We start from the raw sequence: 14344 nt of genomic DNA on the forward strand, positions 1-14344 counted from the left end.
GACGAATGCGACTCTCAGCCGAGACCGAGGCGACCCGCGAGCCGGTCGAGGTAGGCGATGACCTCGTCGGCCGGCTTGTCCGGCACGCCCCAGATCAGGTCGGTGGTGCCGGCCGCTGCCCACTCGGCCAGGTCGTCGGGCGAGGGCTTCATGGCGATGAGCACGTGGATCTCCGGTTCACCGGTGCGACCGGCGTCCTTCCAGGCGGCGCGCAGGTCGTCGGCCTTGGCACCGATGCCCTGCTCGATCGGCGTGGTCATCCAGCCGTCGGCGGTGCGCGCGATCCACTCGAAGGTCTTGGGGCCGCCACCAGCTCCGATCACCAGCGGGATGTGGGCCTGCACCGGCTTGGGGTAGGCCCAGGACAGACCGAACGACACGTACTCGCCGTCGTAGGAGGCCTCTTCCTCGGTCCACAGCGACCGCATCGCCTCGACGTACTCGCGCAGCACCGTGCGGCGCTTGTTGGGCGGCACGTGGTGGTCCTGCAGCTCGTCGACGTTCCAGCCGAAGCCGGCGCCGATGGTGACGCGGCCGCCGGAGAGGTGGTCGAGCGTGGCGATCTGCTTGGCCAGCGTGATCGGGTCGGACTCGACCGGCAGCGCGACGGCGGTCGAGAGGCGGATCTTCGAGGTCACCGCGGCGGCGGTCGCCAGCGAGATCCACGGGTCGAGCGTGCGCGTGTAACGGTCGTCGGGCAGTTCCTCGCCACCGGTGGGGTGCAGCGCCTGCCGCTTGATCGGCATGTGGGTGTGCTCCGGTACGTAGATCGTGTCGAAGCCCCGCTCCTCCGCGGCGACGGCCAGCTCGGCCGGCGTGATGCCGCGGTCGGAGGTGAAGAGGACGAGTCCGTTGCGCATGGACGGAATTAGAACGTGTTCTACCTGGCATCGTCAACGGCCGGGACGCCGTCGACCAGGGTCTGGATCGCTGCCCCGTACAGCTCGACCAGGGTGTCGGTGCTCGCGGACACGATCCGCGCGTCGCCCAACAACGCGATCGCGTCGAGGAGGCCGGAGACCTGGGCGGCGACCAGCCGGGCTCGCAGCTCCGGCTCCGGCCCGGCGAGGCGGGGCGCGAGCGGCGCGATGATCACCCGCTCCATGGTGTCGATCATCTGCTCACGGACGCGCTCACTGTCAGAGGCGCGGACCATCGCGCGCCAGATCTCCAACATCGCGGGCGGCGTGCGCGTCAGGATCGCGCGCACGATCTCGCAGCCGACGTCCTCCAGTGGCCCATGATCGACCTCATCGATGGCGAACATCGCCTGGACGACGTCGAGGAAGAGCCCCTCCTTGGACCCGAAGTACCGGATCACCAGGGCTGGGTCGACCTGCGCGGCTCCCGCGATCAAGCGGACCGAGGCGCCCGTGTAGCCGCGCTCGTGGAAGAGCGCGCGGGCGGCCTCGCGGATCGCGTCCTTGGTCGCAGCCGCCCCGGAGCGCTGCAGCCCCTCTCCCGTCATGCGCCTGACCCTAGAGGTCGCGCAGGTCGCGGCCGTCGCGCCACCGCTCGGGGCGCCGACGAGCGCGATCCCGATCGTCGGGCCGACGCTCGGAACTGCGTCGATCCTGCGCCGGTCAACAGTGTTGACAGTCACACGTCATCGACCTACCGTCCCGGGTCAACGTCGTTGACATCTCTCGAGGAGCTCCCCGTGGCGACCTACCCACACCGTCGCGCGCCCGTCGCCGTCGGCGCCGCCGTCGCCGCCCTGCTGCTCGCGGCCTGCGGCAGCAACCTGAGTCCCGACGACGTCGCACTCGCGCAGGGCGGCACGCAGTCCAGCGTCACGACACCCGAACTGGACTCGACGTCACCGGCTTCCGGCGGAGCATCGAATGCCCCGCCCGGAACGGTCGACCCGACCTCCGCGACGTCTCCGGACCAGGCACCGGGAGGGACAGGATCCGGTCCCGGGCCCGAGACCGCGGGCGACCCCGAGGCAGGAGGCGGCGGCGAGCAGGAGCCCGCACCGGCGACGGGCGACGGGGACGCCGGCGACTGCGCGGGGTTCGCCAATCAGCGCGGCATCACCGACGACACGATCACCCTGGCCAACGTGTCCGACATCTCCGGTCCGGTGCCCGGCATCTTCAAGCCCGCCCAGGACGGCGCCGCGGCGTTCGTCTCCTACTTCAACGCCACCAGCGACCTCTGCGGTCGCAAGCTCGAGCTGATCAAGCTCGACACGCGCGCGGAGGCCTCCGGCGACCAACAGGGCTACGCGACGGCGTGCGACCGCGCGTTCGCCGTCGTCGGCTCCATGTCCTCGCAGGACCAGGGCGGCGCCGCGACGGCGGGCGCATGCGGCATCCCCGACATCCGCTCGGCCGGCGTGACGCCGCAGCGCATCGGCTGCGGATCGTGCTTCGCCGCCTACTCGGTGAAGGTCGATCGGATCGCAGCGTCCCAACCTCGCTTCTGGACCACCCGCGAACGCAGCGCGAGCCAGCACGTCGCCGTCTTCTACGTCAATGTGGAGGCCGCCAAGGTCAACGCCGAGAGCTTCGCCGCGGGGTTCGACAAGGGCGGCATGAACGTCGACCTGGTGCAGGGCATCGACACCTCCGCCTTCAACTACGTGCCGTTCGTGCAGCAGATGAAGGACAAGGGCATCGAGTTCGTCATGTACTTCGGGCCCTACCAGTTCGCCATCCGGCTGCAGCAGGCGATGAAGCAGCAGAGCTTCACCCCGAAGGTCTACCTGCAGGATCCGACCATCTACACCGACACCTACGTCGAGCAGGCTGCCGGCGTCGGCGAGGGCTCCTACGTGTTCTCACCGATCGAGCTGTTCGACAGCACCCGGATCCCGGAGATGGTGCTGTACCGCCAGTGGCTCAACCAGACCTCTCCGGGCTCGATCCCCGACTACTACGGCCTGTTCGCCTGGTCGGCCACCCGGCTCTTCGTGGAGCAGGCCACCGAGCTGGGAGGCAAGCTCACCCGCGAGTCGCTCGTGGCGGCGCTGCGCGGCGTGCGCGAGTGGGACGGCAACGGGGTGCACGCGCCGATGGACGTCGGCGGCAAGACCACGAGCGGCTGCGTCAAGATGATCCGCCTGTCCGGCAGTCGATGGACGCAGGTCTCCTCCGGCGACTTCCTCTGCGGACCGCTCATCAGCACCGGCGTGGGCTGATCCCTCGACATCCGCCACGCGGCGAGTCGGCCGTGGGCAGACGACGACGGCCCGCGGCGAACCGAGGTCGCAGCGGGCCGTCGTCGTCGAGCGGCGATGGGCTCAGCGCGTGGCGCGGAAGCTCCCTCGCGTGGTCGACGCCTGGTAGGTGCGGTCACCGGCGTAGCGCAGGACGTAGGTCCATTTGCCGGGGCGCAGGCGCGGGACGACGAACGTCGTCGCGCCCTTCTTCAGGGTCTTGGTCGACTTCCATCCGTCGGGGTCGACCAGCCGCAGGGTCACCTTGCCGGTGGCCGCGCCGGCCTGGCCGCGCACGGTCACCTTCGCCTTGCTGGTGCGCGAGGCGCTGGGCTTGGTCAGCCAGGCGACCTTGACCGTCGGCTTGCGCTTGGAGGCCGGCATGAGCTTCGACCAGTTGATGGCGACCGGCGCCTCGATGGTGTTCGCCGGTGTCGGGTTGGTGGCGTGGGGCCAGACGTAGACCGAGTAGCTCTTGGTGCGATCCAGGTCCGATGTCGCCGCGGCGAGGATCGAGGTGAAGGAGCCGTCGGTGATGCGGTTCGCCATCACGAAGTCGATCGCGCCCGGGACGAACGCGCCCATGCCCTGGTCCGGGCCGTCGAGCTCGGGGAGGCCGCCGGCGACGGCGAGCCCGGCGTAGACGCCCTTGGAGTGAAGGGCGGAGGTGAAGCCGGTGCCGGCGACGCCGACCTTGAGTCCACCCGACGGCGTGGCGCTGATGATCCCGGTCTGCACGGCGGCGGTCGCCGTCGTCGCGGCGATCGAGACGGGCAGCGGCTGGCGGTCGGCGGCCGTGGTGAAGGTCGCCGCATAGGGCCAGGCGGCGAGGAAGCTCTTGAACTCGTCGGTCCACGTGCCGTCGAGGCCGGTGTAGGTCACTCCGGCGTCGGTGCGCGCGACGTCCGCGGCGGTGTTGCCGGCCAGGGCCACGATGGCCACGCGCGTCGGGCCGTTGGACGGCGCCTGCGCGGGGTCGTAGGTGAGCGCGCCCGGGGTGCCCGTGGTCGACATGCCGTAGGACACCTCGCCGCTGAGCGTGCCGTTGCCGGTGGCGTCGACGTCGACCGCGAGATCGGAGATGCGCAGCCACGAGCCGCTGGTGGAGGCGAAGTTCACCGAGGTGCCGTCGAAGTCGAGGTCGGCGGCACCGGTGTCGGCGATCGTGCCGGACCCTGCGCCCCAGGTCGAGAGGCGCGAGGTGGCGTCGAAGGTGGCCGGAGCGACGTAGCCGGCGGCGTAGGGGTTGGGGCGGCCGGGGTTGGTCGAACCCAGGTAGGTCGACATGCCCCAGGTGATCGTGCCGCCGGAGCCGGCGCCCGCCGCCTGCGCGGGCGCGGTCGGGACGGCGGCGGCGAGCGCGCCGGCCACCAACGCGCCGGCGGCGATCAGGGAGCGGCGCACGGGACGCCGCGTGGTGCGGGTGATCATCAGACTCCTCTTCTCCTCCACGCCTCCCCCGGCGCGGAACTGAGGTGAGCCTAACCTATGTTCAGCCGCGCGCGAGCTCCCGGCTCGACGGCCGTAACACGGAATTAATTCCATTTGGTAGCAATCTGCAACGCGGGCTTCCTACGTTCCTGCCGCAAGAAGGAGCACAGCGGCGTGCTCGGCAGGTGCGACCGAGAGGTTTGATCCCCGTGTTGAAATCACGCACTCGTCTGGCGACGGGTACCGCATTCGCGCTGGCCGGCGCGCTCTTCCTGAGCGCGTGCGGCGGCGCCAAGTCCGGCGAGGAGGGTGCCGCCGGCGAGAGCTGCGTCGACACCTCCGGCGACACCGTCAAGCTCGGCTTCCTCAACTCCACCTCGGGCGCCATGTCGATCAGCGAGCAGACCGTGCGCGACTCGCTCAGCCTGGCCATGAAGGAGATCAACGCCGACGGCGGCATCATGGGCAAGCAGATCGAGGCCGTCGTCGAGGACGGCGCGAGCGACCCGGCGATCTTCGCCGAGAAGATCGAGAAGCTGCTCACCGGCGACTGTGTCGCCGCCGTCTTCGGTGGCTGGACGTCGGCGTCCCGCAAGGCCATGCTCCCCGTCGTCGAGGCCAACAACGGTCTGCTGTTCTACCCCGTCCAGTACGAGGGTCTCGAGGCGTCGGAGAACATCTACTACACGGGCGCGACCACCAACCAGCAGATCATCCCCGCGATGGACTTCCTGGCCTCCGAGGGCACCAAGACGCTCTTCCTGGCCGGCTCGGACTACGTGTTCCCGCGCACGGCGAACAAGATCATCAAGCAGTACGCGGCCGAGCTGGGCATCGAGATCGTCGGCGAGGAGTACGTCCCGCTCGACGACGACGACTGGACCACGCAGGTCGCCAAGATCGTCAAGGCCAAGCCGGACTTCGTGTTCAACACGATCAACGGCTCCTCCAACGTCGGCTTCATCAAGGCCTACTACGAGCAGGGCCTCGGTGCAGACACCTCGCCGATCATCTCGGTCTCGATCGCCGAGGAGGAGGCGCCGGCGATGGGGCACAGCGTCACCGGGCAGTACGCCGCCTGGAACTACTTCCAGTCCGTCGACACCCCGACGAACGCCGCCTTCATCAAGGCCTTCCAGGACGAGTACGGCGCGAGCCGCCCGACGTCGGACCCGATGGAGGCGGCCTACACCTCGCTCTATCTCTACAAGGCCATCGTGGAGAAGGCCGAGTCCTTCGACGTCGACGACGTCAACGCGGCCAGCGACGGCGTGAGCTTCGACGCACCCGAGGGCACGGTCACGATCGACGGCGAGAACCACCACATCGCCAAGACCGCACTGATCGGCAAGATCAACGACGACAACCAGTTCGACGTCGTGTGGTCCTCGGAGACCCCGATCGAGCCCGACCCGTTCCTCGAGGGCTACTCGTGGTGGGACCCGACCGCCGAGTGATCTCGGCCGTCTCGACCACCAGCTGAGCAACACCTGAGCCGACGACGGTCCGGGGCTCCGCGCATCGGCGCGGGGCTCCGGGCCCGGCTCCGACGTCGCCGTCGTGCGGCGGCCGTCTCGACTGCACCCTTCGCCTCCGGAAGGAGAACGCGTGGACGCGTTCACCACACCGCTGCTCGCCGGCACCGCTACCGGCGCCCTGCTGCTCATCGCCGCGCTCGGACTCACGCTCACGTTCGGTCAGATGGGCGTCATCAACATGGCTCACGGCGAGTTCCTGATGATCGGCGCCTACACGGCGTTCGTGACGCAGCAGGTCGTCACCAACGCCGACGTCTCGATCCTCCTCGCCCTCCCGCTCGCCTTCGTGGTCGCGGGCATGTTCGGGCTGCTGCTCGAAGTCGCCGTGATCTCCTGGATGTATCGCCGCCCGCTCGACACGCTGCTGGTCACCGTCGGCGTCAGCCTGGTCCTCCAGCAGCTCGCCAAGGACATCTTCGGCGCCCAAGGCGACCCCGTGGTGGGTCCGAGCTGGCTCGCCGGCAACATCGGGGTGTTCGGCTACAACTGGCCCTATCGCCAGATGTTCACCATCGTGCTGGCCCTCGCAGCGCTCGGCGGACTCGCCGCGCTGCTGAAGTACACGCCGTTCGGCCGCCAGATCCGCGCCACGGTTCAGAACCGCGATCTCGCCGAGACGATGGGCGTCTCGACCCGCGTGGTCGACCGGATCACCTTCTTCGTCGGCTCGGGCCTGGCCGGGGTGGGCGGAGTCGCCGTCTCCCTGATCGGTGGCACGAACCCCAACCTGGGCCGCGGCTACATCATCTCGGCGTTCCTGGTGGTCGTCGCCGGCGGGCTCGGGCAGCTCAAGGGCACGGTGATCGCCGCGTTCGCCGTCGGCATCGCCACCGCCTACTTCGCCGACTGGACCAGCGCGAGCATGGCGCAGGTCGCCACGTTCGCCCTCGTCGTCCTCTTCCTCCAGCTCCGACCCCAGGGGCTGTTCACGATCCGAACGAGGGGGTTGGTGTGAATCCCCGACTGACCGCACTGGTGCGCGGTGCCGCACCGCTGATCGCCATCGCCGCGCTCGCCGTCCTGCTGCTGGTGGTCGCGCCCGCGACCCTCAGCTCGTTCCGTCTCAACAACCTCGGCAAGTACATCTGCTGGGCCATCGCCGCGGTCGGCATCGGCCTCGCCTGGGGGCGCGGCGGGATGCTCGTGATGGGCCAGGGTGTCTTCTTCGGCCTCGGCGGCTACGCGATGGCGATGCACCTGAAGCTGGAGGCCGCCGGCCCCGAAGGCATCCCGGACTTCATGACGCTCTACGGCAACGGCACGATGCCCGGCTTCTGGGAGCCGTTCCGCAGCGGGGCGTTCACCCTGGTGGCCATCCTCGTGCTGCCCGCCGTCGCCGCCACGATCCTGGGCTGGGCGATCTTCAAGCGCCGGGTCAAGGGCGCCTACTTCGCCATCCTGACCCAGGCCCTCGCGGTCGTGTTCGCGACGTTGCTGATCGCGACCATCCAGGAGACCGGTGGGTTCAACGGTCTCAACCAGTTCACCTCGTTCTTCGGCTACAACCTCTACGACCCGGTGAACAAGCGCATGGTCTACTCCATCGCGGCCGGCCTGCTCATCGCCTGCCTGCTCGTGGTGTGGCAGCTCTACCGCAGCCGCTTCGGCGAACTGCTCGTCGCCACCCGCGATGCCGAGGAGCGGGTGCGATTCCTGGGCCACGACCCCGCGAACATCAAGCTCGTCGCGTTCGTCGTGGCCGCGATGATGGCCAGCGTCGGCGGCGCGATGTTCGCGCCGATCGCGGGCATCATCTCCCCCTCCGACGTCGATGCCACCGCCTCGATCTTCCTCATCGCCGGCGTCGCACTCGGCGGCCGGGCGCTCCTGCTCGGCCCCGCGCTCGGCGCTCTCACCGTGGGCTATGGACGCACGACGCTCTCGGAGACCTTCCCCACGCAGTGGACCTACTTCCTCGGCCTGCTGTTCGTCGTGGTGATCCTGCTGCTGCCGCGCGGCGTCGGCGACCTGCCGCGGACGCTGCGCTCCGCGCTGAAGAGGAGCACGGCATGAGCATCCAGACCCGCACCCCCGACGAGCTCGGTCAGGACTACCTGGAGATCCGCGGGCTCACCGTCGACTTCGACGGCTTCAAGGCGGTCAAGGGGGTCGACCTCACCCTGCTCCAGGGCCGACTCCACTTCCTGATCGGCCCCAACGGCGCCGGCAAGACCACGGTGGTGGACGCCGTTACCGGTCTCGTGCGCGGCACCGGACTGGCGAGCTATCGCAACCAGGACCTGCTCACGATGCGCTCCCACCAGATCGTGCGCGCGGGCATCGGCCGCACCTTCCAGACCGCGACGGTCTTCGAGGAGCTGAGCGTGCTGCAGAACCTCGACATCGCCGGCGGCGTGCATCGCCGCGCGTGGGGCATGGTCCTGGCCCGGCGTGGCGTCCCGGCCTACGTCGAGCATGCGCTGGAGGCGATCGGCCTGACCGAGCTGCGCGACAAGCCAGCCGGCACCCTCGCGCATGGCCAGAAGCAGTGGCTGGAGATCGGCATGCTCCTCGTGCAGGACGCCAAGGTGATGCTGCTCGACGAGCCGGTCGCCGGCATGAGCGCCGAGGAACGCGAGGAGACCGGCGAGCTGCTGCGCCGTATCGGCCAGGAGCGCACCATCGTCGTCATCGAGCACGACATGGACTTCGTCCGCAACTACGCCGACGTCGTCACCGTGATGCACACCGGGACGGTGCTCGCCGAGGGCAGCGTCGCCGAGATCCAGGCCAACCCACAGGTCCAGGAGGTCTACCTGGGCCGCCAGGTCGAGGCGGCCGCGACCACCGAAGTCGAGGAGGGCGACCATGCTTGAGCTGCGCGGTGTGACGGCCGGGTACGGCCGGACCAAGGTGCTGCACGACGTGTCGATCCAGGTCGACGACGGCGGTGCGGTCGCCGCGATGGGGCACAACGGCGCCGGCAAGACGACCTTGCTGCGCGTGGCCGTCGGCCTCCTCCCGGTCATGCGCGGCCAGGTCCTGCTCGATGGCGAGGACGTCACCCGGCTGCGCCCCAGCGCCCGCGTGCGCCGCGGACTCGGCTACGTGCCGCAGGGGCAGCTCTCCTTCCCCCAGATGACCACGCTGGAGAACCTGCACCTGGTCACCACCGACCGGGCGGCGATCGACGAGGTGCTCGACACCTTCCCCGCACTCCGCGGGCTGCTCAGCCGGCGCGCGGGGCTGCTCTCGGGCGGCCAACGCCAGCAGCTCTCCATCGCGCGCACCCTGCTGACCAGGCCACGGATGCTGATCCTCGACGAACCGACCGAGGGCATCCAGCCCAACGTGGTCGCCGAGATCGAGGCCGTCATCACCGAGCTCACCCGGCGCGGCGACCTCTCAGTGCTCCTGGTCGAGCAGCACGTCGGCTTCGCGCTGCGCGCGACCCAGAGCTACTACGTCATCGAGTCCGGACGCATCACCTCCCACGGCGTGGGCGGTCCCGGCGCCGTGGACGACGTGCGCGCCGCGATGGCCGTCTGAAGCGGACGGCCGACGGATGCACCTGACCCCCAGCGACACCGAGAAGCTGCTGCTCTCCGTGGCCGGCATGGTCGCGCGCGATCGTCTCGCGCGCGGCGTCCGGCTGAACTACCCGGAGACGGTGGCGCTGCTGAGCACCTGGGTGATCGAGCGTGCCCGCGAGGGCGCCAGCGTCGCCGAGCTGATGACCTCCGGACGCAGCGTCCTCAGTCGCGCCGACGTGATGCCGGACGTCGCGGCGATGCTGACCGACGTCCAGGTCGAGGCGACCTTCCCCGACGGGCGCAAGCTCGTGACCCTCCACCAGCCGATTGCCTGAGAGGAGCAGCCCGTGGCCAGCCCCGTATCGCAGGGCCCTGGAGCGATCCGCGTCGCGCCCGGCACCATCAGGTTGAACGACGACCGCGGCGCCGATCAGCGGGGCCTGCTGGTCATCGTGAACACCGGGGACCGCCCGGTGCAGATCGGCTCGCACATCCACCTGGCGGACGTGAATCCGGCGCTCGCGTTCGACCGGTTGGCAGCGACCGGGCACCGGCTCGACATCCCGTCCGGCACGTCACGCCGCTTCGAGCCGGGCGCCTCCCAGGAGGTCGCGATCGTCGCGCTCGGTGGGGCGCGCTCGGTACCCGGCATCCAGGTGCGCACCGATGGTTGAGATCAGTCGCGCCGAGTACGCCGCGCTCTACGGACCGACGACGGGCGACGAGGTCCGGCTGGGCGATACCGACCTGTGGATCCAGATCGAGCGCGACCACACCATCGGCGGCGAGGAAGCCGTGTTCGGCGGCGGCAAGTCGATCCGCGAGTCGATGGCCCAGTCCACCCGGTCGCGCGCCGATGGCGCGCTCGACACGGTGATCACCAACGCGATCGTGCTCGACCACTGGGGCATCGTGAAGGCCGACGTCGGACTGCGCGGTGGCCGCATCGTCGCGCTGGGCCGTGCCGGCAACCCCGACATCGCCGACGGCGTGCACCCCAAGCTCGTGATCGGCCCCGGCACCGACGTGATCGCCGGCGAGGGCAAGATCCTGACCGCCGGCGCGATCGACGTCCACGTGCACTTGCTCTCCACGTCGCAGCTCGCGGAAGCGCTGGCCACGGGCATCACGACCGTCGGGGGTGGGGGTACCGGCCCCTCCGAGGGCTCCAAGGCCACGACGGTCACGCCCGGGCCGTGGCACCTGGAGACCATCCACCGCGCGCTGGACGCCGTCCCGCTCAACGTGCTGCTGATGGGCAAGGGCAACACCGTCAGCGCCGCGGGGCTCGCCGAGCAGGCGCTCGCCGGAGCCGGCGCGTACAAGGTGCACGAGGACTGGGGCGCCACCCCGGCCGCCATCGATGCGGCCCTCCGCGCGGCCGACGAGCACGGCCTGCAGGTGGCGCTGCACTCCGACAGCCTCAACGAGGCGGGCTATCTGGAGTCGACGGTCGCGGCGATCGGCGGGCGCGGCATCCACGCCTTCCACGCCGAGGGCGCGGGCGGCGGGCATGCGCCCGACATCCTCCGCGTCGCGGGGCTGCCGCATGTGATTCCCGGCTCGACCAATCCGACGTTGCCGCACACGGTGAACACCGTGGCCGAGCACCTCGACATGCTCATGGTCTGCCACCACCTCAACCCCCGGGTGCCCGAGGACCTCGCCTTCGCCGAATCGCGGATCCGGGCCACGACCATCGCCGCGGAGGACGTGCTGCACGACCTCGGCGCACTCTCCATCACCTCCTCCGACGCCCAGGCGATGGGCCGGATCGGCGAGGTGGTCTGCCGCACCTGGCAGGTGGCGCACACCATGAAGGTCCGCTTCGGCGACCACGCCGACCTCTCCGGCCCGGCCGACAACGCTCGCGCCAAGCGGTACGTCGCGAAGTACACGATCAACCCGGCGATCGCGCACGGCCTGGACGACGAGATCGGCTCGATCGAACCGGACAAGCTCGCCGATCTGGTGCTGTGGGATCCCCGGTTCTTCGGCATCCGCCCCGCCGTCGTCCTCAAGGCGGGCGCACTGGTGTGGGGCGCGTTGGGGGACCCCAACGCCTCGATACCGACACCGCAACCGGTGCTGATGCGTCCGACCTTGGTGACCGACGGCGCGCCCCACTCCCTGACGTTCGTCTCCCCTGCCGCGCTGGCCGGCGGCCTCACCGGCCGGCTCGGCCTGCGTCGCCGGCTCGCACCCCTCAAGCCGACGCGCGAGGTCACCAAGGCGGACATGGTCAACAACGACGCCCTGCCCGACATCCACGTCGATCCCGAGACCTTCGCCATCACCGTCGACGGCGAGTCGATCGAGCCTGCGCCGGCGGAGCGGCTTCCGCTGGCGCAGCTCTACTCCCTGTTCTGATCCGCACCCCGAGAGGAGGCGGCCGACCGTGCACGCCCACGCCGACTCGCTTCTCCTGCTGCTGGCCGACGCCCGCCTGCCGGTCGCGGGCCACACCCAGTCGGGGACTCTGGAACCGGCGCTCGCGGGTGGTCTGACGGTCGACGACGTGCCGTTCTTCGTCGCGACCCGGCTGCGCACCGTCACCCGGGTCGAGGCCGCCACGGCGGTCGTCGCGCTCCACCGGATCAGGAGCGGGCTGAAACTGGACGACGTCGAGCGGGCATGGGCCGCGCGCACCCCGTCTCCGGCCATGCGGGCGACGTCGCGCACCCAGGCGCGGGCGCTCCTGCGTCTGACGTCGCGGCTGTGGCCGGCACCCGCGCCGCCGGTGGTCGAGCTTGTCGAGACCCCGCATCTCGACAGGCTCGAGGACCGCCGCCCCACCAGCCGCGCCGTCGCGCTGGCTCACGCGGCCGATCGCGCGGGACTGTCACCGCGATCGCTGGCCCGCCTCGTCGCCTACGACGACGTGCAGACGGTCTGCGCGGCCGCGCTGAAGCTGGTGCCGCTCGACCCGGCTGTGGTCACCGGGTGGGTGTTCGACGCCCTCCCCCTCGTCGACCGGCTCGCGGACGAGGTCGCAGGTCTCCAGCTGCCGCACCAGATCCCGGCGTCGGGTGCTCCCCAGATCGAGGCGTGGGCACAGGCCCACGCCACCGCGACCAGGAGGTTGTTCAGTGCGTGATTCATCCCGTGCGTTGCGACTGGGGGTCTGCGGCCCCGTCGGCACCGGCAAGAGCTCGCTCATCGCCCTGCTCTGCCGCGAACTCGCCGGCGGACTCGGGCTCGGCGTGGTCACCAACGACATCTACACCGACGAGGACGCCCGCTTCCTGCGTTCGGCCGGCGTGCTCGACCCGGACCGGATCCGTGCCGTCGAGACCGGGGCCTGTCCGCACACCGCGATCCGCGACGACATCACCGCCAACGCGCTCGCCGTGGAGGAGCTCGAGGCCGAGTACGGCGACCTCGAGCTGGTGATGATCGAGTCCGGCGGCGACAACCTCACCGCCACGTTCTCGCCCGCGCTGGTCGACGTCCAGATCTTCGTGCTCGACGTCGCGGGCGGCGGAGACGTCGCGCGCAAGGGCGGGCCCGGCATCGAGCGCGCCGACCTGCTGGTGGTCAACAAGACCGATCTCGCCGTCCATGTCGGCGTGGATCGCGAGCAGATGGTCGCCGATGCGACGGCGGCTCGCGAGGGCCGACCCGTCGTCGCGCTGAGTCGCACAGACCGGGCGAGCATCGACGCGCTCGTCTCGTGGGTGCGCAGCCAGCTCTCCACCCACACGGCGGGCACGCTCGTGCCGCAGGACCCGGGTCCGATGGCGCCGCACTTCCATGCGGACGAGACCGGCGGCACTCTCCACGTGCACGACCACGACGGCCTGCACGTGCATGAGCACGCCCACCGCTGACCGGGTCGCACCGCGCGTCGGGCGCACGGTCGTCGCCGTCGAGGCGACCGGAACGCGTCCCCGCGTCCTCGTCGAGGCGGACGGCCCCGAGGGTGGTGCGCTGCTGCGTCCGATGCTGCTGCACGGCGCGGGGAGGACCGCGCGAGTCTCCCTGGTGCCGGAGGGCGCCATGCTCCTGGCCGGCGATCACCTCGATGTCCGCGTCGACGTCGGGCCCGATGCCGCCCTGGAGATCGTCGAGCCGGCCGGCACGGTCGCCTACGACATGCGCGGAGGTACCGCGCGGTGGGCCGTGTCGATCACCCTCGGCCCCGGTGCGCGGTTGACGTGGGGCGGTCAGCCGCTCGTCGTGGCCGCGGGCGCCGACGTCGAGCGCACGACGGTGGTCACGCGCGCCGTCGGCGCCGTCCTGGCACTGCGCGAGACCGTGGTGCTGGGTCGTTACGGCGAATGGCCGGGTGCGCTGCGCCAAGACCTCGCCATCACCGGGCCTGCCGGCCCCGAGCTCGTCGAGGAACTCGTCCTCGACCCGCTCAACGCCGTCGGGCTGTGGGGACGACACCGGGTGATGTCGTCGGTCCTGCTGCTCGGTGCGAGCGCTGACGGACCCGCCGACGATCTCGCTGGTGACCGGTTCGACCTGGAGGCGGGCGGAGTGCTGTGGCGCGCGCTCGGCAACGAGGTGCACGCCACCCTTCGCCATCCCGCCTGGCACGCGGCTCGTGACGCGGTCTCCGCCGCGGGCCCGACGTCGCGCGGTGGGCCGGTGAGCGGTGAGTCCGGGACGGTTCACCCGTGCCGGACCCTCCCAGACTCACCGCCGCCGGCGGCGACCCTGGTTCGGCGGTGAGTCCGAGGTGGTTCGCAGGCGTCAATCCGTCCCAGACTCACCGCTCCACGGCCCTGGCC

The 14344-nt window shown here is 70.6% G+C and carries 15 protein-coding genes; 12 read left to right on the plus strand and 3 right to left on the minus strand.

Features of this window, described 5'->3' with window-relative positions; genetic code table 11:
• Positions 1-14: 14 nt before the first annotated feature.
• The gene (locus KSO97_RS03485; RefSeq protein ID WP_232676528.1) at positions 15-860 is read right to left on the minus strand and encodes an LLM class F420-dependent oxidoreductase; all 846 of its coding nucleotides are present in this window, start codon (positions 858-860) and stop codon (positions 15-17) included.
• A 20-nt stretch (positions 861-880) separates the two neighbouring features.
• Positions 881-1468 (minus strand): TetR family transcriptional regulator, encoded by a 588-nt coding sequence (locus tag KSO97_RS03490; RefSeq protein ID WP_232676530.1) that lies wholly within the window; start codon positions 1466-1468, stop codon positions 881-883.
• Positions 1469-1660: 192 nt separating this feature from the next.
• Here KSO97_RS03490 and KSO97_RS03495 point away from each other — a divergent pair, with 192 nt between their 5' ends.
• Complete coding sequence (locus tag KSO97_RS03495) at positions 1661-3145, plus strand: ABC transporter substrate-binding protein (RefSeq protein ID WP_232676531.1); 1485 nt, start codon at positions 1661-1663, stop codon at positions 3143-3145.
• A 102-nt stretch (positions 3146-3247) separates the two neighbouring features.
• Here the strand turns inward: KSO97_RS03495 and KSO97_RS03500 are convergent, their stop codons facing one another.
• On the minus strand, positions 3248-4594 hold the full coding sequence (locus KSO97_RS03500; protein WP_232676532.1) for a hypothetical protein: 1347 nt from the start codon (positions 4592-4594) through the stop codon (positions 3248-3250).
• Positions 4595-4803: 209 nt separating this feature from the next.
• Here KSO97_RS03500 and urtA point away from each other — a divergent pair, with 209 nt between their 5' ends.
• The 11 genes from urtA to KSO97_RS03555 all read left to right on the plus strand — a co-directional run bounded on the left by urtA (position 4804) and on the right by KSO97_RS03555 (position 14285).
• Positions 4804-6051, plus strand: coding sequence for an urea ABC transporter substrate-binding protein (gene urtA / locus KSO97_RS03505; protein WP_232676533.1), 1248 nt, complete (start codon positions 4804-4806; stop codon positions 6049-6051).
• A gap of 151 nt (positions 6052-6202) precedes the next feature.
• Positions 6203-7087 carry an urea ABC transporter permease subunit UrtB gene (urtB, locus tag KSO97_RS03510; RefSeq protein ID WP_232676534.1) on the plus strand — a complete coding sequence of 295 codons (885 nt, stop codon included), beginning with the start codon at positions 6203-6205 and terminating at the stop codon, positions 7085-7087.
• The gene (urtC, locus tag KSO97_RS03515; RefSeq protein ID WP_232676535.1) at positions 7084-8145 is read left to right on the plus strand and encodes an urea ABC transporter permease subunit UrtC; all 1062 of its coding nucleotides are present in this window, start codon (positions 7084-7086) and stop codon (positions 8143-8145) included. Before urtB ends, urtC begins: the two co-directional genes overlap by 4 nt.
• A complete protein-coding gene (gene urtD, locus KSO97_RS03520; RefSeq protein WP_232676536.1) occupies positions 8142-8948 on the plus strand; it encodes an urea ABC transporter ATP-binding protein UrtD in 807 nt (268 codons plus the stop codon). Before urtC ends, urtD begins: the two co-directional genes overlap by 4 nt.
• Positions 8941-9621: an ATP-binding cassette domain-containing protein gene (locus tag KSO97_RS03525; protein ID WP_232676538.1), complete on the plus strand. Its 681-nt coding sequence runs from the start codon at positions 8941-8943 to the stop codon at positions 9619-9621. Before urtD ends, KSO97_RS03525 begins: the two co-directional genes overlap by 8 nt.
• Before the next feature lie 16 nt (positions 9622-9637).
• Entirely contained in the window at positions 9638-9940 is a 303-nt protein-coding gene (locus KSO97_RS03530; RefSeq protein ID WP_232676539.1) for an urease subunit gamma, read from the plus strand.
• A 12-nt stretch (positions 9941-9952) separates the two neighbouring features.
• Positions 9953-10279 (plus strand): urease subunit beta, encoded by a 327-nt coding sequence (gene ureB, locus KSO97_RS03535; RefSeq protein WP_232676540.1) that lies wholly within the window; start codon positions 9953-9955, stop codon positions 10277-10279.
• Positions 10272-11975, plus strand: coding sequence for an urease subunit alpha (locus tag KSO97_RS03540; RefSeq protein ID WP_232676541.1), 1704 nt, complete (start codon positions 10272-10274; stop codon positions 11973-11975). The genes ureB and KSO97_RS03540 overlap by 8 nt, the downstream gene beginning before the upstream one ends.
• A gap of 28 nt (positions 11976-12003) precedes the next feature.
• Complete coding sequence (locus KSO97_RS03545) at positions 12004-12702, plus strand: urease accessory protein UreF (RefSeq protein ID WP_232676542.1); 699 nt, start codon at positions 12004-12006, stop codon at positions 12700-12702.
• A complete protein-coding gene (ureG, locus tag KSO97_RS03550) occupies positions 12695-13435 on the plus strand; it encodes an urease accessory protein UreG (protein WP_232676543.1) in 741 nt (246 codons plus the stop codon). The genes KSO97_RS03545 and ureG overlap by 8 nt, the downstream gene beginning before the upstream one ends.
• Positions 13416-14285 carry an urease accessory protein UreD gene (locus tag KSO97_RS03555; protein ID WP_232676544.1) on the plus strand — a complete coding sequence of 290 codons (870 nt, stop codon included), beginning with the start codon at positions 13416-13418 and terminating at the stop codon, positions 14283-14285. The genes ureG and KSO97_RS03555 overlap by 20 nt, the downstream gene beginning before the upstream one ends.
• The last annotated feature ends 59 nt before the right edge of the window (positions 14286-14344 follow it).

Source organism: Nocardioides sp. R-C-SC26 (genome assembly GCF_021246465.1).
GTDB lineage: Bacteria > Actinomycetota > Actinomycetes > Propionibacteriales > Nocardioidaceae > Nocardioides.

What these genes read in the sequence shown, in the direction of transcription:
- KSO97_RS03485 (WP_232676528.1), bottom strand. Translation starts at nt 860, where the DNA reads ATGCGCAACGGACTCGTCCTCTTCACCTCCGACCGCGGCATCACGCCG.
- KSO97_RS03490 (WP_232676530.1), bottom strand. Translation starts at nt 1,468, where the DNA reads ATGACGGGAGAGGGGCTGCAGCGCTCCGGGGCGGCTGCGACCAAGGAC.
- KSO97_RS03500 (WP_232676532.1), bottom strand. Translation starts at nt 4,594, where the DNA reads ATGATCACCCGCACCACGCGGCGTCCCGTGCGCCGCTCCCTGATCGCC.
- urtD (WP_232676536.1), top strand. Translation starts at nt 8,142, where the DNA reads ATGAGCATCCAGACCCGCACCCCCGACGAGCTCGGTCAGGACTACCTG.
- KSO97_RS03525 (WP_232676538.1), top strand. Translation starts at nt 8,941, where the DNA reads ATGCTTGAGCTGCGCGGTGTGACGGCCGGGTACGGCCGGACCAAGGTG.
- KSO97_RS03530 (WP_232676539.1), top strand. Translation starts at nt 9,638, where the DNA reads ATGCACCTGACCCCCAGCGACACCGAGAAGCTGCTGCTCTCCGTGGCC.
- KSO97_RS03540 (WP_232676541.1), top strand. Translation starts at nt 10,272, where the DNA reads ATGGTTGAGATCAGTCGCGCCGAGTACGCCGCGCTCTACGGACCGACG.
- KSO97_RS03555 (WP_232676544.1), top strand. Translation starts at nt 13,416, where the DNA reads ATGAGCACGCCCACCGCTGACCGGGTCGCACCGCGCGTCGGGCGCACG.